The sequence below is a fragment of the Pseudomonas sp. JZ114 genome (genome assembly GCF_051027705.1).
GTDB lineage: Bacteria > Pseudomonadota > Gammaproteobacteria > Pseudomonadales > Pseudomonadaceae > Chryseomonas > Chryseomonas luteola.
Genome location: NZ_CP069256.1, coordinates 1,422,454 through 1,448,457, shown reverse-complemented (window position 1 = coordinate 1,448,457; position 26,004 = coordinate 1,422,454). Strand labels below are relative to the sequence as shown.

23 protein-coding genes are annotated in these 26,004 nt (G+C 52.0%); 10 read left to right on the top strand and 13 right to left on the bottom strand.

Annotated features, from left to right (window positions below):
- Positions 1-75: 75 nt before the first annotated feature.
- From JQR90_RS06760 to JQR90_RS06730, 7 genes are all read right to left on the bottom strand, one after another.
- Entirely contained in the window at positions 76-855 is a 780-nt protein-coding gene (locus tag JQR90_RS06760; RefSeq protein ID WP_010797673.1) for an ABC transporter substrate-binding protein, read from the bottom strand.
- A gap of 395 nt (positions 856-1,250) precedes the next feature.
- Entirely contained in the window at positions 1,251-3,212 is a 1,962-nt protein-coding gene (gene acs, locus JQR90_RS06755; protein WP_010797672.1) for an acetate--CoA ligase, read from the bottom strand.
- A 269-nt stretch (positions 3,213-3,481) separates the two neighbouring features.
- Complete coding sequence (gene arfB / locus JQR90_RS06750; RefSeq protein ID WP_010797671.1) at positions 3,482-3,898, bottom strand: alternative ribosome rescue aminoacyl-tRNA hydrolase ArfB; 417 nt, start codon at positions 3,896-3,898, stop codon at positions 3,482-3,484.
- A 75-nt stretch (positions 3,899-3,973) separates the two neighbouring features.
- Positions 3,974-4,606, bottom strand: coding sequence for a DsbA family protein (locus tag JQR90_RS06745; RefSeq protein ID WP_010797670.1), 633 nt, complete (start codon positions 4,604-4,606; stop codon positions 3,974-3,976).
- Positions 4,607-4,609: 3 nt separating this feature from the next.
- Complete coding sequence (locus tag JQR90_RS06740) at positions 4,610-5,560, bottom strand: rhodanese-related sulfurtransferase (RefSeq protein ID WP_010797669.1); 951 nt, start codon at positions 5,558-5,560, stop codon at positions 4,610-4,612.
- Between the two features lie 137 nt (positions 5,561-5,697).
- A complete protein-coding gene (locus tag JQR90_RS06735; protein ID WP_010797668.1) occupies positions 5,698-6,012 on the bottom strand; it encodes a BolA family protein in 315 nt (104 codons plus the stop codon).
- 13 nt (positions 6,013-6,025) lie between these two features.
- Positions 6,026-6,553 (bottom strand): DUF2059 domain-containing protein, encoded by a 528-nt coding sequence (locus tag JQR90_RS06730; RefSeq protein ID WP_010797667.1) that lies wholly within the window; start codon positions 6,551-6,553, stop codon positions 6,026-6,028.
- A 288-nt stretch (positions 6,554-6,841) separates the two neighbouring features.
- Between JQR90_RS06730 and JQR90_RS06725 the strand changes: the two genes are divergently transcribed.
- The 7 genes from JQR90_RS06725 to cyoE all read left to right on the top strand — a co-directional run bounded on the left by JQR90_RS06725 (position 6,842) and on the right by cyoE (position 14,677).
- Positions 6,842-8,236: a class II fumarate hydratase gene (locus tag JQR90_RS06725; protein ID WP_010797666.1), complete on the top strand. Its 1,395-nt coding sequence runs from the start codon at positions 6,842-6,844 to the stop codon at positions 8,234-8,236.
- The gene (locus tag JQR90_RS06720) at positions 8,229-8,849 is read left to right on the top strand and encodes an NAD(P)H-dependent oxidoreductase (protein ID WP_010797665.1); all 621 of its coding nucleotides are present in this window, start codon (positions 8,229-8,231) and stop codon (positions 8,847-8,849) included. Before JQR90_RS06725 ends, JQR90_RS06720 begins: the two co-directional genes overlap by 8 nt.
- A gap of 1,071 nt (positions 8,850-9,920) precedes the next feature.
- The gene (cyoA, locus tag JQR90_RS06715) at positions 9,921-10,838 is read left to right on the top strand and encodes a ubiquinol oxidase subunit II (RefSeq protein WP_010797664.1); all 918 of its coding nucleotides are present in this window, start codon (positions 9,921-9,923) and stop codon (positions 10,836-10,838) included.
- Positions 10,839-10,841: 3 nt separating this feature from the next.
- The gene (gene cyoB, locus JQR90_RS06710; protein ID WP_010797663.1) at positions 10,842-12,821 is read left to right on the top strand and encodes a cytochrome o ubiquinol oxidase subunit I; all 1,980 of its coding nucleotides are present in this window, start codon (positions 10,842-10,844) and stop codon (positions 12,819-12,821) included.
- 4 nt (positions 12,822-12,825) lie between these two features.
- Positions 12,826-13,440, top strand: coding sequence for a cytochrome o ubiquinol oxidase subunit III (locus tag JQR90_RS06705; protein ID WP_010797662.1), 615 nt, complete (start codon positions 12,826-12,828; stop codon positions 13,438-13,440).
- Positions 13,440-13,778, top strand: a complete 339-nt coding sequence (cyoD, locus tag JQR90_RS06700) for a cytochrome o ubiquinol oxidase subunit IV (protein WP_010797661.1) — start codon at positions 13,440-13,442, stop codon at positions 13,776-13,778. Before JQR90_RS06705 ends, cyoD begins: the two co-directional genes overlap by 1 nt.
- A gap of 11 nt (positions 13,779-13,789) precedes the next feature.
- Positions 13,790-14,677, top strand: a complete 888-nt coding sequence (cyoE, locus tag JQR90_RS06695; protein ID WP_010797660.1) for a heme o synthase — start codon at positions 13,790-13,792, stop codon at positions 14,675-14,677.
- 92 nt (positions 14,678-14,769) lie between these two features.
- Here cyoE and JQR90_RS06690 read toward each other — a convergent pair whose 3' ends face one another.
- Together JQR90_RS06690 and JQR90_RS06685 are read right to left on the bottom strand one after the other, a co-directional pair.
- Positions 14,770-17,085: an ATP-dependent DNA helicase gene (locus tag JQR90_RS06690; RefSeq protein WP_051370190.1), complete on the bottom strand. Its 2,316-nt coding sequence runs from the start codon at positions 17,083-17,085 to the stop codon at positions 14,770-14,772.
- Positions 17,046-18,719, bottom strand: coding sequence for a VRR-NUC domain-containing protein (locus JQR90_RS06685; protein ID WP_010797658.1), 1,674 nt, complete (start codon positions 18,717-18,719; stop codon positions 17,046-17,048). Before JQR90_RS06685 ends, JQR90_RS06690 begins: the two co-directional genes overlap by 40 nt.
- Before the next feature lie 363 nt (positions 18,720-19,082).
- Here JQR90_RS06685 and JQR90_RS06680 point away from each other — a divergent pair, with 363 nt between their 5' ends.
- Both JQR90_RS06680 and mnmC read left to right on the top strand, forming a co-directional pair.
- Positions 19,083-19,289, top strand: coding sequence for a DUF6316 family protein (locus tag JQR90_RS06680; protein ID WP_010797657.1), 207 nt, complete (start codon positions 19,083-19,085; stop codon positions 19,287-19,289).
- A 70-nt stretch (positions 19,290-19,359) separates the two neighbouring features.
- Entirely contained in the window at positions 19,360-21,324 is a 1,965-nt protein-coding gene (gene mnmC, locus JQR90_RS06675) for a bifunctional tRNA (5-methylaminomethyl-2-thiouridine)(34)-methyltransferase MnmD/FAD-dependent 5-carboxymethylaminomethyl-2-thiouridine(34) oxidoreductase MnmC (protein WP_010797656.1), read from the top strand.
- 8 nt (positions 21,325-21,332) lie between these two features.
- On the opposite strand, the gene JQR90_RS06670 is transcribed toward mnmC, so the two are convergent.
- Complete coding sequence (locus tag JQR90_RS06670) at positions 21,333-22,157, bottom strand: aldo/keto reductase (RefSeq protein ID WP_010797655.1); 825 nt, start codon at positions 22,155-22,157, stop codon at positions 21,333-21,335.
- Positions 22,154-22,630, bottom strand: coding sequence for a VOC family protein (locus tag JQR90_RS06665; protein WP_010797654.1), 477 nt, complete (start codon positions 22,628-22,630; stop codon positions 22,154-22,156). The genes JQR90_RS06670 and JQR90_RS06665 overlap by 4 nt, the downstream gene beginning before the upstream one ends.
- Positions 22,631-22,813: 183 nt before the next feature.
- Between JQR90_RS06665 and JQR90_RS06660 the strand changes: the two genes are divergently transcribed.
- On the top strand, positions 22,814-23,809 hold the full coding sequence (locus tag JQR90_RS06660; protein ID WP_010797653.1) for a DctP family TRAP transporter solute-binding subunit: 996 nt from the start codon (positions 22,814-22,816) through the stop codon (positions 23,807-23,809).
- A gap of 287 nt (positions 23,810-24,096) precedes the next feature.
- On the opposite strand, the gene JQR90_RS06655 is transcribed toward JQR90_RS06660, so the two are convergent.
- Together JQR90_RS06655 and putP are read right to left on the bottom strand one after the other, a co-directional pair.
- Positions 24,097-24,258, bottom strand: a complete 162-nt coding sequence (locus tag JQR90_RS06655) for a hypothetical protein (protein WP_156913092.1) — start codon at positions 24,256-24,258, stop codon at positions 24,097-24,099.
- A 231-nt stretch (positions 24,259-24,489) separates the two neighbouring features.
- Positions 24,490-25,974: a sodium/proline symporter PutP gene (gene putP / locus JQR90_RS06650; protein ID WP_010797651.1), complete on the bottom strand. Its 1,485-nt coding sequence runs from the start codon at positions 25,972-25,974 to the stop codon at positions 24,490-24,492.
- Positions 25,975-26,004 lie beyond the last annotated feature (30 nt).

The window sequence follows — 26,004 nt, the reverse complement described above, 5'->3', positions numbered from 1 at the left end:
AGCGCAACAAAATCAAGCGCCCAGATACAAAACAGGCGCGATGGCAGTGAAGCCACCACGCCTCATCAGGATTCGTTAATTTCCGTAAATATTGAAATTAAAGTATTTGTCCTGAATTTTCTTATACGTACCGTTCTCGCGAATGGTGCTGATTGCAGTGTTCAGCTTTTCTTTCAGCTCACCGTCGTTCTTGCGTACAGCGATACCGATACCTTCGCCAAAATACTTGGGATCATTGAAGTCAGGCCCGGTAAAGGCAAACCCTTTGCCTGCATCAGTTTTCAGGAAGCCGTCGTCCAGCAAGGTAGCATCGGCCAATGTGCCGTCGAGACGGCCCGCAGTCAGATCAAGATAGATTTCATTCTGAGAGCTATAGCGGGTGATGCTAACGCCGGCAGGCTCCAGTACCTCAGTAGCAAAGCGGTCATGAATACTGCCACGCTGTACACCCAGCTTCTTACCCTTCAGGTCAGTCTTGATATCGTTGACCTGAGCACCTTCCTTCATCACCAGCTTGGCTGGCGAATTGTAGTACTTATTAGTGAAGTCAACGGAACGCTTACGTTCATCGGTGATGGACATCGATGACAGGATCATGTCGATCTTGCGTACCTTGAGTGCAGGGATAAGACCATCAAATTCCTGCTCAACCCACTGGCACTTGACCTTCATTTCAGCACACAGCGCGTTACCGATGTCATAGTCAAAACCCACGATGCTACCGTCGGCTGCTTTCGAGGCAAAGGGCGGATACGCTGCTTCAATTCCGATGCGAACCGGCTTGCCATCGGCCGCTACGGATACGTTGGTGAGGACAGACAGCGCGAGAGCGCCAAGCAATGCCAGCTTTTTCATGCAAGCTCCTACGAAGGAATGGGCTGCGGACGTTAGTTAATAGCCCAGGCTACCAATACGCATGGCAATACTCTATGCACATGCATGGCACCAGCAATGCAGCAGCGTGGGTAGCGGCATTCTAGCGGCAGCCTAGTAAGGGTTATTTCGTCTATGCGACAAGTAATTACAGAAGGGTTTTAGACAGACCTAAACAGTCTTGACAGGCTATACGATAGCATGCTTGAAAAAAATTAAAAATAGATATACGAAGCAATAAGCGCGCCCAAGGACAATATTTCCTTATGAAACCGCTGCTTAGCTCAATTCGTGTAGAGCCAGGGAAGAGAGAATGCGCCGAAATGAAGCCTAGATGTTACTCATGGCCTCATTTCGGCGCATCCATTGTTACGTACTCATGCTACAGCCTGAGTCATGCCACGATGGGTATCAACAAGCTGCTGAACAACACCCGGATCGGCTAACGTTGAAATATCGCCTAACGAGTCATATTCACCCACAGCAATCTTGCGCAGGATCCGACGCATGATTTTTCCAGAGCGTGTTTTGGGCAGTCCCGGCGCCCACTGGATGATATCAGGCGTTGCAATAGGCCCTATATCCTTACGCACCCACTGCTTGAGTTCTTGGCGTAGCGCTTCAGAAGGCTCTTCACCTGAATTGAGGGTAACGTAGACATAGATCCCTTGCCCCTTGAGATCGTGAGGCATCCCTACGACAGCCGCCTCGGCCACCTTGGAATGCGCAACCATTGAGCTTTCGATCTCCGCAGTACCCATGCGGTGCCCCGAAACGTTAAGGACATCATCAACGCGACCAGTAATCCAGAAGTAACCATCCTCATCGCGACGCGCACCATCTCCGGTAAAATACATACCTTTGAAGGTTTTGAAATAGGTATCCACAAAACGATCATGGTCGCCGTAAATCGTGCGTGCCTGTCCCGGCCAGGAATCCAGAATAACCAGATTGCCCTCCGCGGCACCTTCGATGATATTGCCTTCATTGTCGACCAGTGCCGGCTGGACACCAAAGAAAGGACGAGTGGCGGAGCCAGGCTTCAAGGCCGTAGCGCCAGGCAACGGACTGATAAGAATACCGCCTGTCTCGGTCTGCCACCAGGTATCAACAACCGGGCAGCGCTCTTGTCCTACGGTTTTGTAGTACCAGTGCCACGCCTCAGGGTTGATCGGCTCACCTACTGACCCCAGCAGGCGCAGACTTTTACCATCGGCCCCTCGAACAGCCGCATCCCCCTGGGCCATCATCGCTCGGATAGCCGTCGGAGCGGTATACAGAATATTTACTTGGTGCTTGTCGATAATCTGGGCGACACGGGTTACGTCCGGATAGTTAGGGACCCCTTCGAACAATAATGTGGTAGCCCCATTGGCTAAAGGCCCGTAGACAATGTAGCTATGACCGGTAATCCAGCCTACATCAGCCGTACACCAATAAACCTCGCCTGGCTTATAGTCGAACACCCGCTCATGCGTGAGTGACGCATAAACCATATAGCCGCCAGTAGTATGCATGACGCCCTTGGGTTTACCGGTAGAGCCTGAGGTATACAGGATGAACAGTGGCGCCTCGGCATTCATCTCCTTGGGCTCGCAGTGCGCGGAGGCAACCTGAGTTACGTCGTGATACCAGACGTCGCGGTGCGCATGCCAGGCAATGGGGGCACCCGTACGCTTGCATACAATGACCTTACGAACACAGCATGTATCCGGATTGGTCAAGGCCTCGTCAACGTTGGCTTTCAGAGGTGTTTTCTTGCCGCCTCGGACACCCTCGTCCGCAGTGATGATGACTTTAGAGCGACAGTCACTGATACGACCCGCTAATGACTCGGGAGAAAAGCCGCCAAAGACGACAGAGTGCACCGCACCGATGCGAGCGCACGCCAACATGGCCACCACTGCTTCTGGAATCATCGGCATATAGATGGTGACTACGTCGCCACGGTGTACATCCTGGCCACGCAGTGCGTTAGCAAACTTGCAGACCTCTTCGTGCAATTCACGATAGGTAATGTGACGATGCTCAGAAGGATCATCGCCCTCCCAGATAATAGCCACCTGATCACCCCGCGTTTCGAGATGGCGATCAAGGCAATTGTAAGACGCGTTCAACGTTCCATCGGCAAACCACTTGATATCGACATGGTGATCGTCAAATGAAGTTTGTTTGACGCGAGTAAATGGCTTTGTCCAGCTGATCCGCTGGGCCTGCTCCCGCCAGAATCCGTCTGGATTAATCACGGACTTCTGATATAGAGCCTTATAGCTAGCGTCATCAGTCAGCGTCAGGGCGGCTACTTCAGGACGTACGGGATAGAGGGATGCGGCACTCATGGCGGTTACCTCAACGGAGAAGTTTGTTGTTTTTGTAGTTCCGTTTTACTGGCTGAGCGCCTTGGTAACTATTCGACAAAGGTCTTAACGGCTATCTCAGTACTGATGCCGCTTGATCATGGACAGGAACGCAAATCGCTGATGTCCCGGTGAAAGACAGCCGAGGCGCCAGATAATCTGATTACCATCAAAAAGGCAGGCTTACATCAAAAGAAGGGAGTCATGCTCAGGAAACACTGCAGACAAATCAAATGTCCGTACAAACTCCTCTATGAAAAATCAACCCGGCCACGCCCTGCCTTGACTGCACTGCGCTTGGTCTTTCCTTCGAGTCGTCTCTTTTGGGACGCCAGCGTTGGCTTGGTTGGACGACGTGTTTTTTGAACGCGGGTAACACTCTGAATAAGCTCAGCAAGACGCGTTAATGCATCTTCACGGTTCTGCTCCTGCGTTCTGTATTGCTGCGCCTTGAGTACCACAACACCTTCACGCGTAATACGCGTGTCCTGCAGAGCCAGCAGCCTTTCTTTATAAAAATCCGGGAGCGACGAAGCCCGAATATCGAAACGCAAATGAATGGCGCTGGATACCTTGTTTACATTTTGGCCGCCCGCCCCCTGAGCACGCACCGCCGTCAATTCCACTTCAGTATCTGGCAGGGAAACAGTATTGGATATACTAATCATTGATATGCAGCCATAAGCAAGGACGTACCTTGATAGACCTCAAGGGATCATGAGGGTTTAAAGACAATAGGCGGACTAGAACTCAGTACCGCGCACCAACCACATGCCCAAAAGCTCGGAGAGGTTATCGAGAGGCTGATAACCATTGGTGACAAGTGCTAGTTGACCCTCACGCTCCGCCAGCAAGGTTGGGAAGCCTGCAATGCCTAAATTGAGAGCCCAGTCAAAATCCGCCTGGGTTGCGGCTCTTGTTTCTGGGGCATCGAAAGCCGGAGCAAACTCAATGCGAGGCAGCCCTACCTTCTCCGCCAGCTCAACAAGAACAGCCGGCTGGGTAACATCGCTGTTTTCCACATAAAAAGCACGCTGGATAAGCTTTGCCAGCGGCCATACCGCCTGCTCATCCAGTCCTCTTGCTGCAACCAGTGCTCGACAGGCCGGCTCTGTATCGTAGACAAAGCCTTCAGGCAGTGCATTGTCAATTGTGAAGGGTTGACCTGTAGTCTCTTCGACTGCCTGCCAATAGGACAGGGTACGTACACGAGCGGCGGCATCCATGGCGACTCGCTCTCTACGCAGCCCACCTACGACAAGATGCATAGGCACGCCATAGAGACGTGCCTGCTCAGCCAGTGCTTCCATGACAGGCGCGAACCCCCAGCACCAGGAACACATAGGATCCATCACATAGAGCAATCGCGCCTTCATAGGTCAAGCCTCCTGCGATAGCTTGGAAACCTGTCGGGGATCCCGGCCAATGGGATGCGGCTGATTCCGCTGCCTGGCCAGTTCAATCTGCTTCTGACGCTCACGTGCGCTGATACGTGTTTTTTCTGGCAATGAGTCCCAGCAATGAGGGCAGCTAATGCCAGGCACGTAGTGCTCAGATTCCCGATCTGCAGCTGATATGGGCGTCCGGCAAGCATGACACTGATCATACTCCCCTTCACTCAGATCGTGCCTGACCGTTACACGGTTATCGAACACAAAACAGTCGCCCTGCCAAAGACTATCTTCCTGCGGCACCTCTTCCAGATATTTCAGAATACCACCCTTAAGATGATAGACCTCTTCGAAGCCCTCATTGAGCATGAAGCTCGACGCTTTCTCGCAGCGGATACCACCAGTGCAGAACATGGCCACTTTTTTATGACGGGAAGGATCAAAATTCTGCCTGACATACTGAGGAAACTCGCGGAAGGATTTGGTCTTGGGATCCACCGCATTGGTAAAGGTCCCGATACCGACCTCGTAATCATTGCGCGTATCAATCAATACAACATCAGGGTCTGAAATAAGCGCATTCCAGTCTTTCGGATCTACGTAGGTTCCAACCTTCTTGTTGGGATCGACGCCCGGCACGCCCAAGGTGACAATTTCCTTCTTGAGCTTGACCTTGGTCCGATAGAACGGCTGTTCATCGCAATAGGATTCCTTGTGCTCAAGATCAACCAGACGCGAGTCTGCCTTCAAAAAAGCCAGAACCGCATCAATTCCGGCCCGAGAGCCAGCAATGGTGCCATTGATGCCCTCTTGCGCCAGTAGCAGGGTACCCCTTACCTCATTGTCCAACATGACAGTAAGCAAGGGCTCACGGCGGTCGACGTAATCTTCAAGGGTGACAAATTTATACAGTGCAGCTACAACAATAGAACCAGACATGTCGACTTCTCCAGTGGTCGTCCTCGTAAGGGACGGACCGGTTAATGCACAACGCCGGCAAAGGCCGGCGCTGGAGCGACAAGTCTAAGGAAGCGCGACGGGCTTGAACAGAGCCCTCAAGCGGATCACAGCCATTTCTAGTCGTGCAGTCCGTCATGCTTGCTGCCACCGCGACATGTCGGCGACTCAGGTGCCATTCCTTGTCTGGCCCACTCTTCGGGTGTGTAGGTATGAAGCGCCAGGGCATGAAACTCACCCATCAGCCCACCCAGCGCCCCGTAGACCTTCTGATGCCGCTTAACGGCATTCAACCCTTCAAATTGTTCACTGACCACTACAGCCTTGTAATGGGTTTCCTGACCACGGCTGTGCATGTGGCTTTCGTCAACAACATCAAGATGCTGCGGCTGCAGCATGCTTAACGTTGAAAGAATACGGTCGCGCATACTCATGGATAGGTCTCGCTTATTTCTTAGAACCGCTACCTTCAGGAGCAGCCTGTGGCTTAACACCCAGCTCCTTATCCATATCACTCAGCAGCTTGTTGACCTGGGGAACGGCCTGCTCGAGCTTGCCCTGGGTCAGCTGGGCAGACTGCATGGAGATCTGCGGTAGCGTGTTCATCATTTTCTTACCCAGTGGAGACTGGTAGAAGTCGATCAAGTCTTTCAGCTCGGCTTCACTGAAGTTCTGAGTATAGAGCTTGACCAGATCAGGCTTAACCTTGTCCCAACCAATCGACTTGTCCAGTGTCGCATTAGCACGCGCAACGTAGCTTTCAAGAACAGCCTTCTTGCTCGGAGCCTTGGCTTGGGCGAAATGCTGATCAAACAATTCATGCACTTGGGCATAAACCGGTGTAGTGAGCTTGTCGGCGTTGGCCAGCTTTAGAAACCGCTCGGCTTGGGCAGCATGGCTAGCCGCATCAGCCAGGGCCAGGCCACTGACACCAGAGAGCATCACAGCGGTGCAGACAGCACGAAAAGTCTTCATCGGACATCCTTTAAACATGAATAGCGATAGCTAAAAGATCCGTATTCTGCCCACGTGTTTCCCGATGACTCAAGTCGTATTCCGGCTCCGTTCAGGCAAGCTTCAGCATCTTCAATGGTAAATCCAGCTGAAATCTGACCCGCCTGATGTTTTCGGAACCCACCCCACATCTGAATAGACTAATCACCGATAAGCGCTAGCCTTGGCTCTATTGGTTTCCCATCACTACTTGAAAGCCTTTCATTGGCCAGCGCGCCGACCACCCAAATCTGCATGCAGGAGAGCATCATGAGCCGTACCGAAACCGACAGCCTAGGTCCCGTAGAAGTCGACGAAAATGCCTATTGGGGAGCTCAGACACAGCGCTCTATGGAAAACTTCGCCATTGGTGGCCAGAAAATGCCGCTGGCGATCGTGCATGCACTTACGCTGATCAAGAAAGCAGCGGCTCGGGTGAATGCAGGGCTAGGCGAATTGCCGCAAGAGATAGCGGACCTTATCGAGCAATCAAGCAATGAGGTGCTTGAAGGGCGTCATGATGATCAGTTTCCCTTGGTTGTCTGGCAAACCGGCAGCGGCACCCAAAGCAATATGAACGTCAATGAAGTGATTGCGGGGCGCGCCAATGAACTTGCAGGCCAGGGCAAGGGCGGCAAGAAGCCTGTGCACCCTAACGACCATGTCAACCGCGGCCAAAGCTCCAACGACTGCTTCCCGACTGCCATGCACATCGCAACTGCACAAGCCGTACTGGGAGATCTGCTGCCTGCTATCGATGAGCTTTCCGGAGGTCTGGCCCAGCAGGCCGCACGCCATATGAGTCTGGTCAAAACTGGCCGTACCCATATGATGGACGCAACACCTATTACTTTCGGTCAGGAAGTGTCGGCCTACGTCGCTCAGCTCGACATCGCTCAGAGCGCCATTCGTGCAGCCCTTCCAGCCATTTATGAACTTGCTCAGGGCGGAACGGCAGTAGGAACTGGCCTCAACTCTCCCAAAGGCTTCGACGAGGCGATTGCAAAAGAAATTGCATCACTTACCGGCCTACCCTTTGTCACTGCACCCAACAAGTTTGCTGCCCTGGCAGGTCACGAACCACTTACCGCACTGTCAGGCGCACTGAAAACTCTGGCGGTAGCCCTCATGAAGATTGGTAACGACCTGCGCTTGCTAGGCTCTGGCCCCAGGGCAGGCTTTGCCGAGGTCAAACTACCAGCCAATGAACCTGGCAGCTCCATTATGCCCGGCAAGGTCAATCCAACCCAGGCGGAAGCCTTAACCATGCTGGCCTGCCAGGTAATGGGAAACGATACCACCATCACTTTCGCTGCCAGCCAGGGGCATCTGCAGCTGAACGTCTTCAAGCCTGTCATTGCTTATAACATTCTTGAATCCATTCGCTTACTGGCCGACGGCTGCCGCAATTTCAACAAACACTGCGTAGCCGGCATGGAGCCTGACGCCGAGAAAATGGCAGCTCACCTTGAGCAAGGTCTGATGCTTGTAACAGCCTTGAACCCCCACATTGGTTATGACAAGGCCGCTGAAATTGCGAAGAAGGCTTATGCCGAAAATAAGACCCTCAGAACAGCAGCCCTTGAGCTTGGTCATCTGAGCGAGGCGCAGTTCGATGAGTGGGTAAGGCCTGAAACCATGCTGGAAGCAGGCAGCCATGGCTGAGCCAAGAACGGGCGCAACACCTCTAGAGGGCGATGGCAAACGAGTCCTGGTTATCCAGGGCTCGCCCAAGAGCGAAAGCTTCTGTCATGCGCTGAGCGCAGCCTATATACAAGGGGCTCGCCAACATAATCATGTGGTACGTGAACTACGACTGGGAGAGCTTAGTTTCGACCCGGTACTTCGAGAAGGCTACGATAAGAGCCAGATTCTTGAAGAAGATTTGCTGGAAGCTCAACGACTGATTCATTGGGCAGAACATCTTCTATTTGTTTACCCCATCTGGTGGGGTGGTCTACCTGCCCTTTTAAGCGGCTTTATCGAGCGTGTTTTCTTGCCAGGCTTTGCATTCGCTTATCGCGATCAGATCTGGGGAGGTGAACAACTTCTATCAGGCCGAAGCGCTGACCTTATCGTCACTGCTGACAGCCTGCCTACTCCCTGGAAGCGCCTGAGAGGACTTTCTCCGCATCGCCTCATGATGCGAGAGGCCTTGGATGTGTGTGGCATACAGATTCGTGAACATCTGGAATTCGCACCAATAAGAGCAAGTAGCGAGGAACAACGATTGAGATGGCTTCAAGATGTGCAAAGAATGGGGTCGCACTTGAACTAAAAACCTTTATTAAAAGGTATGCTGCTAAATTAATTACCTGAACTTAATAAATAGTCTTTTAAATAAGAAAGCCCCAATATGCATAACAGAGCTGACTTCGTAGAAACCAAACCTTATTTGAGTTGCGCTGGCGTATGCTTGTCAGCGCACTTTCATGACAAAACATAATTTCATAATATGTAACAATCTTTATTTTTAGCACTCTCGCTTCGACTCCTTTTCCGCTTCTTTTTGTAGTACTTGCCTGCTGTCAATTCCCTACAATCAACAATCTCTCAACCAAGGTGCGACATATTGAAGCAGGCATTGAAAAATCAAGGACTTAGCTAGCTCCTTGTATCGCCTAAAAGCGACTCAATGATAGACGTGAACCCTAGATGAACTTAAACTGCGCACGGCCCAATAAGGCGTGCCTTGAAGCGCTCTTGAGAGAGAGAAAAAACACCTGATTGATAGCAATATGCCTACATAAGGCAGGGTGAATTTTCAACTTGCAACAATATGCTCGCTCGCAAGCAGATGGCTTCAAGTCCACCGGGTTGGTAAGCAAGCGAGATTGGTCCGGATGCTGCCCATTAGCGCGTCCGCATAGGCCTCGTGCTTATTGGTACAGCTTACGCTACCCAAGTTGCAGCGTTATTTTTGGTACACGGCACTGACGTGAATAAGATTCATGGCACGGCCAAGCCTTAAATGTATCCCCTGCTATGCTTGGTAATACCACGAGCGCGTAGCCTGTCTGGGAGAGTCCTGTTTTCCAGTTGCGATCGATTTCAACATTAAGGCCCGAACAAGCCCGCACTCTACGCAGGCTAGGTAAGGAGGACTGGTGAAACGTGCAATCCAGACGTAGGCCCAAGACTGGCTCAGCTTGGCTCAAATGGATTTCGGTCGTAACATATCCTTACATGTGACTCAATGACGCACGACGTCATCGACACGTTTGTAATGACCGCGACACCCAAAGCTTCATCAGCCTGACCTATTTCTGCGCCGCACTTAAATAAGTGATGGTACCGATTACTGGCTATCCCCCTGAAACGAAGAGTGCCCCTCAACCGAGGTCGTGAGATGAGAAAAAAGAAACATAGTATTTTTTCTAGCCTATTGGCTTTAGGTGCCACTGGTTTACTCAGTGGTTGTAACATGACGCTTTTAGACCCTAAAGGCCCAGTAGGTTTAGAATCAAAACACCTTATATTGACTGCCACTGGCCTGATGTTGATTGTCGTTATCCCAGTCATCGTCATGGCGATCCTTTTCTCAATCAAATATCGCGCCTCCAATAAGGATGCCGATTACGCACCCAACTGGGCGCACTCGACCAAGGTCGAAGTGGTTGTATGGGGTGTTCCGCTGGTGATCGTGGCTATTCTGGCCGTGCTCATCTGGAAGACCAGCCACTCTCTTGACCCTTTCAGGCCACTCGACTCTGACGTCAAGCCGATTACCATCGAAGCTATTGCTACCGATTGGAAGTGGGTTTTCGTTTATCCGGAACAGGGTATCGCTACGGTCAACGAGATTGCATTCCCGGCCAACACGCCGGTTAACTTTCGCATCACCTCCGATACCGTCATGAACACTCTGTTTATTCCGGCCTTGGGCAGCATGGTCTACGCCATGGGTGGCATGCAGACCCAACTGCATTTGATGGCTCATGAAACTGGCCAGTATGGCGGTGGCTCGGCCAACTACAGCGGCGCTGGCTTCTCGGATATGAAGTTCATCGCACACGCTACGACACCTGAAGAGTTCAACGCATGGGTCGACAAGGTCAAGGCTTCTCCTAAGACACTGAGCTCTGAGGTCTATGCAGACCTGGCCATGCCCAGCGAGAAGCACCCGATCGAGTATTACTCATCCGTGGCTCCTCACCTTTTCCAGGACATCATCGATAAATACTTGAAAGGCGATTACAGCAAGCGTGTAGATCAGGTAATGGATCAGGCAATGAATAAGAGTGCGCACGAAGGTGCGGCGGAGTAAATCATGTTCGGAAAATTAAGTCTCGCAGACATTCCTTATCATGAACCGATCATCGTAGGTGCGGTCGGTGCCATGATTCTGGGTGTGATAGCCGTATTTATCGGCCTCACCTATTTCAAGAAATGGGGTTACCTGTGGTCCGAATGGATCACGACAGTTGACCACAAGAAAATCGGGGTGATGTACATCCTGGTGGCGCTCATCATGCTGCTCCGCGGCTTCTCCGACGCCATTATGATGCGTGCACAGCAGGCTATCGCAGCCGGCGGTGCAGAAGGCTATCTGCCTCCGCATCACTATGACCAGATTTTCACCGCACACGGCACGATCATGATCTTCTTCGTGGCCATGCCGATGGTGACTGGCCTGATGAACCTTGTCGTGCCGCTGCAAATTGGCGCGCGGGACGTTGCCTTCCCCTTCCTGAACTCTTTCAGCTTCTGGGTGTTCGCGGTAGGTGCGATCCTCATCAACCTGTCTCTAGCCATAGGTGAATTCGCAGCAACCGGCTGGGTAGCCTATCCACCACTATCGGGTATTCAATATAGCCCGGGCGTAGGGGTAGATTACTACATCTGGGCATTGCAGCTTTCGGGCCTGGGTACGTTGTTAACAGGTGTGAACTTTGTGGTAACCATTTTAAAAATGCGTACCACTGGCATGACTCTAATGAGAATGCCGATCTTCACCTGGAACGCCCTGTGCACCAGTATTCTGATCGTTGCAGCTTTCCCGATTCTGACCGCCACATTGGCTATGCTCTCGCTTGACCGTTATCTGGGCATGCACTTCTTCACCAACGAGCTTGGTGGCAACCCCATGATGTACGTCAACTTGATTTGGGCGTGGGGTCACCCGGAAGTATATATCCTCATTCTGCCCGCCTTTGGCGTGTTCTCTGAGGTAGCGTCTACATTCAGCGGCAAGCGCATGTTCGGCTACGTATCCATGGTATGGGCTACGCTGGCTATTACCGTGCTGTCCTTTATCGTATGGCTGCACCACTTCTTTACCATGGGCTCCGGCGCTAACGTCAATGCGTTCTTCGGTATCGCTACGACTATTATTGCCATCCCAACTGGTGTGAAGATCTTTACCTGGCTCTTCACCATGTATAAAGGCCGTATCCGCTTCACTACTCCCATGTTGTGGACGATTGGCTTTATTGTCACCTTCAGTATCGGTGGTATGACCGGCGTTCTACTGGCTGTTCCAGGTGCCGACTTCGTTCTGCACAACAGCCTGTTCCTGATCGCTCACTTCCATAACGTGATCATTGGTGGCGCTGTATTCGGTTACTTTGCAGGTGTTGCCTACTGGTTCCCGAAAGCCTTCGGCTTCACACTTAATGAAAGACTGGGTAAATACGCCTTCTGGTGCTGGTTGGTTGGCTTCTATGTAGCCTTCATGCCGCTGTATGTACTGGGCTTCATGGGTATGACTCGTCGTCTGAACCACTATGACAACCCGGACTGGCATCCTTGGCTGATCGTGGCGGCTATTGGTACAGCTATCATCCTGTGTGGCGTCCTATGCCAGTTGCTTCAGTACTATGTCAGCATCCGTGACCGTAAACTGAACCAGGATGTAACCGGTGACCCATGGGGTGGCCGTACACTGGAATGGTCTACTTCTTCTCCGCCACCTTTCTATAACTTCGCAGAGCAGCCGGTTGTTGATGATATCGACGCGTACTGGGGAGCTAAGGAAAAAGGTCTGGCTGAGCGTAAAGCTGCTGACTACAAAGACATTCACATGCCGCGCAACACAGGCGTTGGATTCATCATGGGTATGTTCAGTCTAGCCCTCGGCTTTGCTCTTATCTGGCACATCTGGTGGCTAGCTGCTGTTGGATTCGTCGGCATGATCGCTACCTTTATCGTTCGCAGCTTCGACGATGACATCGACTACTACGTACCTGCCGCTGAAGTGGCACGTATCGAGAATGAACATCTCCAGAAACTAGCAGCGAGTCAGGCTTAAACTTATGTCTAGTCAAGTTCTTCACAACCAAGTTGCCCATGCTGAGGAGCATGGGCACCACGATGCCGGATCCATGACTGTATTCGGTTTCTGGCTGTACCTGATGACGGACTGCATTCTGTTTGCGACTATCTTCGCATCCTACGCTGTCCTGAGCGGTAGCTTTGCCGGCGGTCCTACCGGTAAAGAAATTTTTGAACTGCCTTATGTTCTGGTAGAAACCTTCCTGCTGCTGTTCAGTAGTATCACGTATGGCTTTGCCATGATCGCTGCACACAAGGAGCAAAAGAGCAAGGCGCTGGGCTGGCTGGCTGTTACCTTCCTGCTCGGCCTTGGCTTCATCGTGATGGAAATCAACGAATTCCATCACCTGATTGCTGAAGGCTTTGGCCCTCAGCGTAGCGCGTTTCTATCTGCGTTCTTTACCTTGGTCGGTACTCACGGCCTGCACGTCACATCCGGTCTGATCTGGATGGCAATCCTGATGATTCAGGTTAGCCAGAAAGGTCTGACTGCGACCAACCAGACCCGCCTGATGTGCCTGAGCCTCTTCTGGCACTTCTTGGACATCGTCTGGATCTGCGTGTTTACCGTTGTATATCTGATGGGGGTTATGTAATGGCTCACGAACACGGACATATTGTCCACGCGGGCTCCAGCCACGGCACTGTGAAGTCGTACATCATTGGCTTCGTTCTGTCCGTTATCCTGACCGTGATCCCATTCGGCATTGTCATGAACCCGGTGTTGTCACAGTCGGCTACTCTGATCGTGATCTGGGTGATGGCACTTGTGCAGATCTTTGTACACTTGGTGTTCTTCCTGCACATGAACACGTCGTCCGAGCAGCGCTGGAATGTGATCGCTTTTGCTTTCACTATTCTGATTACTGTTATCGTGGTCGCGGGCTCGCTGTGGATCATTCACGGCATGCATAGCAACATGCTGGCCCACTAAGAGTCGCTTCGATGATCAAGAAATACCTACTTATAACGAAGCCAGGCATTATCTTCGGCAACCTGATCTCGGTTGCCGGAGGTTTCTTCCTTGCTTCGAAAGGAAGCATCGACTTAGCACTTTTCTTAGCTACCGCAGTAGGGGTGTCTCTGGTCATCGCTTCCGGCTGCGTCTTCAATAACTATATTGACCGTGACATTGATAAGGTCATGGAACGGACGAAAAATCGTGTCCTCGTCCAAGGACTTATTTCTCCAAGTGTCACATTGTCCTACGCCACGCTCTTGGGCATTGCAGGTATCGCGCTTCTTTACTTCAAAGTAAATGCGCTATCCGCAGCCTTTGGGCTCATGGGATTCGTTGTGTATGTGGGTCTATACAGCCTGTGCCTGAAGCGTAAATCTGTGTATGGCACCCTAGTGGGTAGCCTGTCGGGTGCGGCTCCTCCTGTAATCGGCTATTGCGCAGTTAGCAATGAGTTCGATATGGGTGCCGCTATCCTTCTGCTGATTTTCTGCCTCTGGCAAATGCCGCACTCCTACGCTATTGCAATCTTCAGACTGAACGACTATCGGGCAGCTTCAATTCCGGTACTGCCAGTCATGAAGGGTATCCCTGTAACCAAGCGCCATATTACGGTCTATATCCTGGCCTTTCTGGCCGCTACGCTAGCGCTCACGATTGGGGGCTACGCCGGTTATAAGTACTTGGTGGTTGCAGCAGCCATGGGCGTTTATTGGTTGCGCATGGCTCTAATGGGCTACAAGACCAACGATGACAATGCCTGGGCAAGAAAATTGTTCGTCTTCTCCATCGTTACGATCACTGCGCTGAGTGTAATGATGTCAGTAGACTTCAATGTTCCTGCCTCTGAAGTACTGGTAGCGATGGCTCGCTAACAGTGCCTCACCTCAGGGCCTGGACAACTCGTTCAGGTCCTGAGTCCCCTCCCCTACTACCGCCTCTCCAGCCGACGCTTTTTCCTTCAGACTTATTTTCGGTTAACGCTGTGAGGCCATCGAAAGGTCTGCGCCTTCCACCACTCAGGCAATAGCCGTCTGACCTTGGACTGAGCAAAACGGTCATCAATCAGGTACAGCACACCACGATCAGAGGTTGTCCTTATGACCCGACCTGCTGCCTGAATGACCTTATGCATACCTGGATAAAAGTAGGCATAGTCATAACCAGTACCAAATTGTCGGTCGAGCTTCGTCCTGATCTGTTCATTGGCAGGATTGATCTGAGGAAGGCCAAGTGTTGCGATAAAAGCTCCTATCAGCCGCTGCCCTGGCAGGTCGACACCCTCGCCAAAACTCCCCCCTAGCACTACGAAACCAACACCGCTGCTGGTGTTTGTAAACCGTTGCAGAAACTGGGCCTTGTCTGCCTCATTCATCTGCCGTGCCTGGAGCCAAAGCGGAATATCCGGGAAAAGATTGGAAAATAACGATGCAGTCTTTTCGAGATAGTCGAAGCTACTAAAGAAAGCCAGATAATTTCCTGGCTCCTGTCTGTACTGCCAAGCCATTAACTCTGCAATGGGCCGCAGGGATTGCTCTCGGTGTTGATAACGCGTCGAAATGTTGTCTACGAGGCGAACCGATAACTGTTCAGCCGCAAACGGGGACTTTACGTTAACCCAAGGTGTACCCGCTGCAAGCCCAAGCGTATCCCGCAAGAAGTGAGGCGGACTTAAGGTCGCGGAAAAAAGAATAGCGGCATGGGTTGCGTTGAATCGCGGGCCGATAAAAGGTGCCGGGACTACATTCCGTATGGTTACAACGGACTGTTGCACGGCTGGTTTACGTGACAGCTCATTTTTTTTCAGTAATTCGAACAGTGAGTGCTCACCAAAACTTTCAGCCATCCGAACGAATTGAATTGCATCAAAATAGAAAAGCTGAAGCGTAGCATCCAGTGGAGCCAGCGTCTCGTTAAGCAGGTCGTTTATAGCTGAAATCGCTTTTTGCAGCGCGGATAACAACTTCGCGGGAATTTCGTCGTATGCCTGATAGGTTGAAGGTTGTTCCTTGATTAAGGCATTCCAGCAACGATTGATCCGATCCAGTGGCTGCTTCAGCCCTGGAGGTCTTTCTTTGCGAAGTGACGCTACTACAGCATGATCCAGAGAGGCGGTATACATCCCCCGCGCACGCTCCAATAGATTATGCGCTTCATCAACGAGGATTCCGATCCGCCATTGACTCTGCTCCTTTAAGGCAAAAAGCATAGCGCTGCTGTCAAAGTAGTAGTTGTAATCCCCTACAATGACATCGCACCAGCGCGCCATCTCCTGACTCAGGTAATAAGGACATACCTGCCACCCAAGCGCTATGGTGCGTAGCGAGTCATGATCCAGTACCTTTTCCTTCAAGGCGGCTTGCCGGGCTTGGGGCAAACGGTCATAGAACCCCTTGGCCAGAGGACAGGATTCACCATGGCATGCTTTATCCGTGTGTTCACATGCCTTGTCGCGTGCCCTCAGCTCCAGAATACGCAGCGAAAGCTCTGGTGCGGCCTGGGTGATAGCGCCCATCGCATTGAAAGCCAACTGCCGACCAGAATTCTTTGCGGTAAGAAAAAAGACCTTGTCCAGATTTTGCCGTGGCATAGCCTTGAGCAATGGAAACAAGGTGCCAATGGTTTTGCCTATCCCCGTGGGCGCCTGGATCATGAGGCTACAGCCTACATGGGCCGCTTTATAGACAGCCTCGGCAAGATCACGCTGCCCCGTACGAAAGGAGGCATGTGGAAAGGGTAACGCCTCCAGGCAACGCTGGCGATGCTCGCGATGAGTCAGTTCCTGCTCAGCCCAGTCCAGAAACAGGCTGCACTGCCGTTCGAAGTACTCTTTAAGCACTCCAGATGTAAACCGCTCAAGCAGAGTAGTTTCCTTCTGACTGCCTACATCAAAATACACCAACGCCAGCTCGAGCTCATGAAGCGACAATTTTTGGCATAACAGCCATCCATATATCTTCGCTTGCGCCCAATGCAGGTGACGATGATTGGGCGGCATGTGAGTCAGGTCGCCCCGGTAAGTTTTAATTTCCTCGAGCCGGTTCAGCTCCGGGTCGTATCCATCGGCCCGCCCTTTGATACGAAGATGCCTGTACTCCCCCTCCAGCGTTACCTCCCGCTGGTAAGACTGCTTTCGACGCGCGGTAACGATGCCATGTCCTTGAATGCCCTCAAGGGCTGTCGGTGATGGCGTGAAACGCAGATCAAGGTCTCCCTGCTTAGCAACAAACTCACACAGAGCCCTTACAGCAACGCTGTACTGCACGCAACAGACTCCTCCCATTGCACATAACACACACATACCGGCATTTCATGAGCCATAGAGTAATCCAACCAGCGAACCTGATTATCTTGGAGACGATCGCCCGGCCCCTTCACTTCGATCATGCGGTACCGTCGCTCGTGGGGCCAGAACTGGATCAAGTCTGGAAATCCTGTCCGGTTGACCTTTACATCTTGAAGTATTCGCTCGAACCACACGCGTAAATGCTGGGGAGGCAAGCACTGCAATGCTAGCTCCAACACTTCTGCCGTTACGGCTCCCCATGCAATAAAAGGGGCCTGGATACCCTGCTTTTCCAGGAAGTTGCGTTTGATGGTTTCCTTATAACAGCCACTTTCGAGCTGAGACAGGCATGCTTCAAATTGCTGTGCACGCCTGGTTGCGAATTGCGGCATATGAATGTCGGCAGGAGCGCGATGAAAAGGATGAAAGAAGGCTCCAGGCAAAGGAACAAAAATTGCGTCCCAGCATAAAAGACCAAGTAGCGCATTGATCAGGATATTTTCAACATAAAAGACCGGCGCATCAGGTTCCGACAGATGCTCTTGAACACATAACTCAACGGGACGACAAGCATCCAGACGATGTAACGTCAGGTCGATACGCTCAACGCAGCGTTCGATGCGCTTGGGCAACTTGGGCATACTCAGCTTACGCCGCAGCCGGGGTAACATACGGGCCAATAGCTGGGCTTCACTATCACTTTCTGGAGCTCGCTCTGCCTGGCAGGCCAGTTCGAAAGCGGCTTTATACTGCTCGGTTTTTTCGAGTACACGGATAGCGCGAATTCTTGCTCCAGGATGCCGGCAACTCTGATAGAGATCCAGGGCGGCAGTAAAGTTACCCTGCTGTTCACAGCAGTAGGCAACCTCATAAGTCAGTTTACCTCTGCGTGCCTCCAGCCAATCATTATCTAACGGTAATCTGGGGAGCACATCTAGAATGTCGTCCAATGCAGTTCCGTCACGAAAGCGCTCACGACAGTCATACAGTGCTACGTAATCATCGATGTCTTTGCGGATACGGAAGCCTCGTGATGAATCAGAAAATTCCACCTTTTCATAACGGAAAATTCCGAGATCCGATAAGACGAACTCGCTCCAGTCCTGATGTAAATTACCGAAAAACATAAGCCTTAATCGGTCACATATGTTTGTGACGGTAATTTCATAGACGCGGTCATCCAGCGAGCTGCACCATTCCGTCAGCAGCCTCGGATCATTAAAGTCAGCCTTGAGCACTTCAAGCTGCTCTGACTTCTTTAAAGATGAGCGAGATAACTGCTCAGGAAAGACCTGAGCCAATTCTGCCTTTTTCAGCAAACCGAACAGTTGCTCTAGAGAAAGTACCGGCCTATCCGATACCCAGCCCAGCTCAACCAGTGGCAACACTGCTTGATGGGGGCAGCCAATCTCCTGGTAGCACAGCTTGCTGCCTCGGAACAGCGCCCCTTTGCGCATGACCATTCTAACCAACAGGGCCTGCGAGGCTTTAGGAAGCGAAGGAAAAACCTGGAGAAACACCCTCTCCGTCTCATTCAGAAGATCACTGTAACGCTCACTGGTCCAGGCCAGTACCGTGTGGAAATTATTCAGGTAATAAAACGGATCTTCCAGAATTCGAGTAGCGTGCATGGAGGGTCACAGTACCGCTACGGGCCTTAACAAAAGAAACCCGCTTTTGCGTAGTTGAATGAAGGAGGTCTTTCGAGCACAGGGTGGATGTATATACAGATAACAGCGAGGCGACTACCAATCAACCGTGTCTGGATGAATGGATGCAACAGATACCTAAAAACTGAACTCTAATGTTCAGCGGTTATACCTCAAGCTTTTCAGGTAGCGAATTATCACCTACACCTTTAGTGATACGACTCGCGCTGTAACCCTGCCATTCTGGAAACGCTTGGCAATATATCCATAGCCAAAATAGTTGACGGTAAAGCAAACCAACGCTGTTTTGCGCGGTCAGAAAGTAAATCGGTTCGGAGATCAGTCATGTTTGGTAAGCGCACTGAAGATAGTACTTCAGCCACTCATTTTCGCAGCGAGCGCATTAGCTGGGTTAATGGCAATTATTTCTTCACAACGCGAGAAGGTACACTCGAAGGACCTTTTTTTACCCGTGAAGAGGCCGAGCACCAGATCGGACGGTATATCTCCAGAATGACCCAGGCCGCTGAAATTCAAAAGCGAGCTGGCTAATTCCTCTAAAATCTCGCGTTCGGATCGGCTAGACTTGCGCTTTGCTTGGCCCAAATAAGCAGTGCAGTCGATGTCAGATACCTTTCACGCTGAGTTGGACTGGGACGATCAGGGTCAACCGATCTCCCGCTCCTTTGGCGATGTCTATTTTTCCAAGGCGAGTGGCCTTGAAGAAACCCGTTACGTTTTTCTGGCTCAAAATGAGCTCCCACGTCGTTTCGCCGCGCTTCATGCAGGTGAGGTCTTTACGATTGGTGAGACAGGGTTTGGAACGGGACTCAATTTTCTTTGTGCCTGGCAGCTCTTTACACAGACAGCACCCGCTAAGGCACGGCTGCACTTCGTTAGCGTTGAAAAATTCCCGCTGAGTGCTTCAGACCTGAAAAAAGCGCTGGCCCTTTGGCCTGAATTAGTGGATTACGCCGACGCTCTGTTGGCTCAATACATTGCCGTACATGCTGGCTTTCAGCGTTTCTCCCTAGATGATGGCCGAGTTACGCTAACGCTTTTGGTAGGTGATGCACTCAATTGTCTGCCGGAGCTGGATGCTCGGTGCAATGCCTGGTTTCTTGACGGATTTGCTCCAGCCAAGAACCCGGATATGTGGACAAGCGCTCTATTTGGGCAACTAGCCCGGCTGTCGGCTGATGATGCAACACTCGCTACCTTTACATGTGCCGGATTTGTTCGCCGCGGTCTGCTAGAGGCGGGCTTTGCAATGAAGAAAGTACAAGGCTTTGGACATAAGCGGGAAATGCTCAAAGGCAGTCTTGTGGCGCCGGTACCTGGCTCTGTCAAACCATGGTTTGAGCGGCCGCCGCTCCATATTGGCCCTAGAACAGCCATAGTAATAGGTGCAGGGCTGGCAGGCGCTTCGACAGCGGCCAGTCTCGCAACGCGCGGTTGGCAGGTAACGGTTCTGGAGCGCCATGCAACTTCTGCAGCAGAGGCGTCTGGCAATCTGCAAGGCGTTCTATACCTTAAACTCTCCCCTCACTTCACACCCCTTACCCGCTTAGCCTTAAGCGGTTTTGGCTATACCCGTCGTCTGCTGGAGGGTCTGGACAAAACATTGAACTGGGATGGGTGCGGTACGATACAACTGGCTACTGACCCTGCCGAGGACAAACGTCAGCAGCAACTGGCAGAACGGTTGCCATCAGCTTTACTGCGCCGAGTCAGTGCTGATGAAGCCTCAAAGCTTTCTGGGGTTGAGCTTTCCCAAGGGGGAGTTCACTTTCCGGAGTCGGGCTGGGTTCATCCACCTGCGCTCTGTCGATTTTTACTGCAGCATCCCAATATCACGCTGATGACCCATCAGGAGGCTATTCGGCTCGAGCGTCACCACGCCCAATGGAAGGTGTACGGCAACGAAGCACTTTTAGCTCAAGCGTCTGTTGTTGTGGTGGCCAGCGCGACCGAGACGGCAACACTGATAGAAAACGCCCAACTACCACTCAAACGTATTCGTGGACAGATAACTCATTTGCCAGCGACACGCGCAAGCCAGGCGCTGCAATGCGTAGTTTGCGGTGAAGGGTACATTGCTCCTTCACGGAATCATCTCCATACATTGGGAGCCAGCTTCGACTTCAAGCGTGACGATCTTGAGCTGTGCACTGAAGAACATAAAGGTAATCTTGCATTACTTAATGCCCTCTCACCCGTGCTGGCCAAGGCACTTGGCGCCGAACAACTGGATCCAGCAACACTGGAAGGACGGGCTGCGTTTCGCTGTACGACCCCTGACTATCTTCCAGTCGTGGGCCCGATAGCTGATGCTGCCGCCTTTGCGCATACTTATTCCATTCTCGGCAAAGATGCTCGGCAAGTACCGGAAAGTCCGGTACCTTGGCTGAATAATCTGTTTGTCAACGCAGGCCACGGTTCTCGCGGCCTGATCACCGCGCCACTTTCCGGCGAGCTGTTGGCGGCTTGGTTGAACAATGAGCCACTGCCATTACCTCGTGCCGTAGCAGAGGCCTGTCACCCTAACCGGTTTCCTCTGAGAGCCGTTATCAGGGGCCAAGCTTGATGACATACTCATACCATCGCTAACCGCTGCTTTCGCTGGGGCGGAGGAAACGCCGCGTCAAGTAATGCCAGATCGTGCTCCGATAGTTGAAGCGTCGCAGATTTGGCATTTTGCTCGATATGATCAAGCCCGACGGCCTTGGGTATGGCAATCACCCCAGGCTGTCGAAGCACCCAAGCCAACGCTACCTGAGCCGGTGTAACCTCAAGTCGCTCCGCGACGGCCAGAAGAGCTGGATGCTGGAGCATGCCGCCACCCTGCCCTACCGGACAATAAGCCATAAGAGGCATTTGCTGCCGTTGGCACCAAGGCAGGAGGTCAAATTCAATGCCTCGCTCCTCCAGGTTATACAGGACCTGATTCGCGGCACAGCGATCGTCCGCGAGGTCAAGCATATCGTCCACGTCAAAATTCGACACGCCCCAATGCAGAATCTTGCCTTGTTCTCGCAGCGTCTCGAATGCTTCTACCGTTTCGCTCAGCGGTGTTCTTCCCCGCCAATGCAAAAGATACAAGTCGATACGATCTGTACGCAGACGACTGAGGCTGCGATCGCATGCCTGCAAAACACCCTCGCGATTCGCATTGTGGGGATAGACTTTGCTGACTAGGAAAATACTGTCACGCTGACCTTGAATGGCTTCGCCAACGACATGTTCAGCACCTCCTTCGGCATACATTTCAGCCGTGTCGATCAAGGTCATACCCAGCTCGATCCCACGGCGTAGAGCGCGTATCTCTCTTTCGCGCGCTGATGCCTGTTCACCCATATGCCAAGTACCCTGGCCAAGCGCAGGGACAGTTGTGCCGTCAGGTAAACGAACCGTTTTCATGACGTGTACCCTTCGGTGGCATACCCGTTACCCGATGTTTTGGCAGGCTTATCCCTCCACGGATTAAAACTGCCAAAGCTCCAGAGATGCCCTTCACGGTCCCGGCAAGTAAAGGAACAGCCTCCATAAGGCGCCTCACGGATATCAATGATCACATCGGCACCCGATGCCTTGGCACGCTCGCATAAGACATCAGGTTCATCGGTTACCAGATACACTCCTTGAGTCACGCCTCTGGCCTGCTCCGGCTGGACCATATAAGCATCCACATCGTTATGCAGCACGGACGTTACGATGAGCATTCCCTGTCCATAAACAAGCTGTGCATATTCGATACTGCCGTCTTCATTCGAGATCAGGCTTTTTACCTCGAACCCAAACGTCAGGCGCAACCAGTCAATGGCAGCGGGAGCGTCGTGGTAGCGAAGGTAGGGAATGGCAAAGCCATGTGCCGCCGAAGGGGTAGAAGTCATGAACGATCCTCCTGAAGTCTATTGAACTTAGACGCCGTGTTTGTCTTGCGTTCTGTCAAAAGGTCGGAATGACCATACGTCGCCTGCCTGTCGGCACTCGATTGAGACGGATCTCACTGATAAAGTGGCGCCCCCGCCAAACCTGGAACTGGCAATTACTTGATGCGCCTCAAGGACTTCTACATGTACCGCTCTCTTTCCAAACTCCTGGTATGCACGCTCACCATGCTTTCTCCTGTAATAAGCATGGCAGCCGACCCTATCGTTATCCGTTTCTCGCATGTTGCCGCGCCAGATACGCCTAAAGGCCAGGGTGCGCTACTGTTTCAGAAGAAGGTAGAGGAACAGCTGGGAGGGACCGTCAAGGTAGAGGTATACCCCAACTCATCCTTGTATGGCGATAAGGAAGAAATTCAGGCGCTTCAAGATGGCAAGGTAGAAATGCTGGCAGTGGCATTGGCCAAACTGGGTACTTATTCACCTAAACTGAAGCTGTTTGACCTACCCTTCCTGTTTGACAGCCAGGCCGCACTGGATCGGTTCCAAAGCAAGCCAACCGGACAACAGCTGCTCCTGTCCATGGAAAAGCAGAACATCGCAGGGCTGGCTTACTGGCATAACGGAATGAAGCAGCTTTCCGCTCAGAAGCCGCTGCGTGAGCCGGAAGATATGCGAGGCCTAAAGGTTCGCATTCAGGATTCGGACGTCCTTGAGTCTCAATTCCAGTCGTTGGGTGCTACGCCCGTCAAGCTGTCGTTCAGCAAGGTAAACCAGGCACTTGCTGACGGGACCATCAACGCGGCAGAAAACCCTTGGACCAACCTTTATAGCAAGCATCTTTACGAGCAGCAGCGCTATATCACTGAGAGCAACCATGGCTCTCTGGATTACATGCTCATTACCAACGCCAGCTTCTGGCGCCAGATTCCTTTTAACGTTCGCATCAAGCTGGAAACTATTCTTGGCGAAGTGACCTATGAGGTGAATCGACAGGCAGACGCACTCAATCAGAAAGACAAGGCCAAGATCGTGAGTGCTGGTAACAATGAAGTCATCACGTTAACCAATGATCAGCGTCAGCGCTGGAGAGCAGCCATGCAACCTGTATGGCAGCACTTCGAGAAACAGATCGGGCAGGACTTGATCAAGGCCGCCCTGTACACCAACGAGACGCCTTGACCTGATAAATACTGCTTCCTCAGGACCGTGGGGAAGCAGTTACCCTGTCCCATCGCTGTAACGGCTTCTCTCCAGACTGCTGACAGCCGATATCTCGAAACGGCCCTGCCAGTCGTTCCCATCCATCGCCGGGCGATGTCCTCTGACATACCACCTGCCCGTTGAACTTGCTACGCCATTTGAAGAAAGGTGCAGGCGCTGCGGCTACGCTTAGGCTCACAATCAGCAACAAGCCTGTTGTCCAGCGGCTATGTCGAAAAAGCCATGGCATGATTATTCTCCGAACACTATTGGATAAATACTTGACCGATAACCATCGGTTGAGCAAATGACGTACCAGGTTTGACGCTACAAAGCAGCGATAAAAAAGCCGGAGCAATTGCTCCGGCTTTTTTAGGGGCGGCCATGCCCTTGTTCAAATCCTGGCCCTGGCCCACCGGGACCTCCATGGTGACCTCCATGAGGCCCCCACCATCCACAGCAGCCGCTCAGTAGCAAACTGACCGCTAAAGTAGTCGCTAGCAAAACACGATGACGCATGGTTTACCTCGTGGTCGATCAGCTTATTTAAAGGCTCCTCCTCAAAGGAGCCTTTAAAGCTAACACTACCCGGCACATCGTTCTTTCTCGAACGACTTTACCCCCTGCTCACCATTCTTTACGCTTAGCTGACATTTCTCTCAGCTATTGCGGTATTCCTGCTCCGCGACCTCGAAGCGCTGCTTCATTGACGCGCTCGGAGCGCTACCCAGTCGGCTGAATACAACAATAGCTAGGCTCGCAAGAATAAAGCCAGGCACAATTTCATACAGGCCAAGCCATCCTAGCTGCTTCCAGACCACCACAGTCACAGCACCAACGATCATGCCGGCCAATGCACCGTTACGTGTCATCCCCTTCCATAGGAGCGAGAAGAGGACAACCGGACCAAAGGCTGCACCAAAACCTGCCCAGGCGTAGGAGACCAGTCCCAATACGCGGTTTTCAGGATTGGAAGCGATTGCGATCGCAATGACTGCAATCAGAAGAACCATGAGACGTCCCACCCACACCAACTCTTTCTGGGATGCGTGCTTGCGAAGGAAAGCCTTATAGAAGTCTTCAGTCAGCGCACTTGAGCAGACCAACAGCTGGCAGCTTAGGGTACTCATGACAGCTGCCAGAATGGCTGACAGCAGAACACCGGCCACCCATGGGTTGAACAGCAGCTTCGCCAGTTCGATGAAAACCCGCTCAGGGTTTTCTGTCACTGCGCCAGCCTGCTCAGGATGCGCGGCAAAATAAGCAATTCCAAAGAAGCCTACACCCACCGCACCCGCCAGACACAGAATCATCCAGGTCATACCGATTCGACGTGCTGAGCGCATTGACTTGACCGAATCTGCAGCCATGAAGCGTGCCAGGATATGAGGCTGGCCAAAATAACCCAGTCCCCAGGCCAGTAATGAAATAACGCCAACGAAGGTAGCCCCTTTGAAAAGGTCGAAATGGGCGGGGTTTACGCTTTCGATGGCAGCAAATGCTGGCTCAAGACCACCTGTGGCATTGAGTATCATGACTGGCGCCAGAATCAAGGCGAAGATCATGAGCGTAGCCTGCACAGTATCCGTCCAGCTTACTGCCAGAAAGCCACCTACAAAGGTATAGAGAATGGTCGCCAGTGCACCCGCCCACAAGGCTGTCCCATACGAGAGGCCAAAGGTGCTTTCAAACAGACGAGCCCCAGCCACAATACCGGAAGCACAGTAGATGGTGAAAAAAACCAGGATGATGATTGCCGAGAAAATACGCAGGACACGACTGTGATCCTCAAAGCGATGCGTAAAATAGTCTGGCAGTGTCAGAGCATTATTGTTGTGCTCGGTATGGACACGTAGCCGACCTGCAACCAGAAGCCAATTCAGCCAGGCACCTGCTATCAGGCCAATGGCAATCCAGCTTTCAGAAATACCGGCGAGAAAAATAGCGCCTGGCAGGCCCATCAACAGCCAGCCGCTCATGTCCGAAGCACCGGCGGACAACGCTGTCACTACACTACCGAGGCTTCTTCCCCCCAAGATGTAATCGTCGAAGTTTTTTGTAGATCGCCATGCCAGAAAGCCGATCAGGACCATGGCAGCGATATAGATCAGGAAAGTGATCAACGTTGGAGTATTGACGCTCATTATTCCCTCATTATTTGTTGTTGTGGGATC

Excerpts from the sequence above, each read along its gene's own strand:
- JQR90_RS06760 (WP_010797673.1), bottom strand. The coding sequence starts at position 855 with ATGAAAAAGCTGGCATTGCTTGGCGCTCTCGCGCTGTCTGTCCTCACC.
- acs (WP_010797672.1), bottom strand. The coding sequence starts at position 3,212 with ATGAGTGCCGCATCCCTCTATCCCGTACGTCCTGAAGTAGCCGCCCTG.
- arfB (WP_010797671.1), bottom strand. The coding sequence starts at position 3,898 with ATGATTAGTATATCCAATACTGTTTCCCTGCCAGATACTGAAGTGGAA.
- JQR90_RS06745 (WP_010797670.1), bottom strand. The coding sequence starts at position 4,606 with ATGAAGGCGCGATTGCTCTATGTGATGGATCCTATGTGTTCCTGGTGC.
- JQR90_RS06740 (WP_010797669.1), bottom strand. The coding sequence starts at position 5,560 with ATGTCTGGTTCTATTGTTGTAGCTGCACTGTATAAATTTGTCACCCTT.
- JQR90_RS06735 (WP_010797668.1), bottom strand. The coding sequence starts at position 6,012 with ATGAGTATGCGCGACCGTATTCTTTCAACGTTAAGCATGCTGCAGCCG.
- JQR90_RS06730 (WP_010797667.1), bottom strand. The coding sequence starts at position 6,553 with ATGAAGACTTTTCGTGCTGTCTGCACCGCTGTGATGCTCTCTGGTGTC.
- JQR90_RS06725 (WP_010797666.1), top strand. The coding sequence starts at position 6,842 with ATGAGCCGTACCGAAACCGACAGCCTAGGTCCCGTAGAAGTCGACGAA.
- JQR90_RS06720 (WP_010797665.1), top strand. The coding sequence starts at position 8,229 with ATGGCTGAGCCAAGAACGGGCGCAACACCTCTAGAGGGCGATGGCAAA.
- cyoA (WP_010797664.1), top strand. The coding sequence starts at position 9,921 with ATGAGAAAAAAGAAACATAGTATTTTTTCTAGCCTATTGGCTTTAGGT.
- cyoB (WP_010797663.1), top strand. The coding sequence starts at position 10,842 with ATGTTCGGAAAATTAAGTCTCGCAGACATTCCTTATCATGAACCGATC.
- JQR90_RS06705 (WP_010797662.1), top strand. The coding sequence starts at position 12,826 with ATGTCTAGTCAAGTTCTTCACAACCAAGTTGCCCATGCTGAGGAGCAT.
- cyoD (WP_010797661.1), top strand. The coding sequence starts at position 13,440 with ATGGCTCACGAACACGGACATATTGTCCACGCGGGCTCCAGCCACGGC.
- cyoE (WP_010797660.1), top strand. The coding sequence starts at position 13,790 with ATGATCAAGAAATACCTACTTATAACGAAGCCAGGCATTATCTTCGGC.
- JQR90_RS06690 (WP_051370190.1), bottom strand. The coding sequence starts at position 17,085 with ATGGGAGGAGTCTGTTGCGTGCAGTACAGCGTTGCTGTAAGGGCTCTG.
- JQR90_RS06685 (WP_010797658.1), bottom strand. The coding sequence starts at position 18,719 with ATGCACGCTACTCGAATTCTGGAAGATCCGTTTTATTACCTGAATAAT.
- JQR90_RS06680 (WP_010797657.1), top strand. The coding sequence starts at position 19,083 with ATGTTTGGTAAGCGCACTGAAGATAGTACTTCAGCCACTCATTTTCGC.
- mnmC (WP_010797656.1), top strand. The coding sequence starts at position 19,360 with ATGTCAGATACCTTTCACGCTGAGTTGGACTGGGACGATCAGGGTCAA.
- JQR90_RS06670 (WP_010797655.1), bottom strand. The coding sequence starts at position 22,157 with ATGAAAACGGTTCGTTTACCTGACGGCACAACTGTCCCTGCGCTTGGC.
- JQR90_RS06665 (WP_010797654.1), bottom strand. The coding sequence starts at position 22,630 with ATGACTTCTACCCCTTCGGCGGCACATGGCTTTGCCATTCCCTACCTT.
- JQR90_RS06660 (WP_010797653.1), top strand. The coding sequence starts at position 22,814 with ATGTACCGCTCTCTTTCCAAACTCCTGGTATGCACGCTCACCATGCTT.
- JQR90_RS06655 (WP_156913092.1), bottom strand. The coding sequence starts at position 24,258 with ATGGAGGTCCCGGTGGGCCAGGGCCAGGATTTGAACAAGGGCATGGCC.
- putP (WP_010797651.1), bottom strand. The coding sequence starts at position 25,974 with ATGAGCGTCAATACTCCAACGTTGATCACTTTCCTGATCTATATCGCT.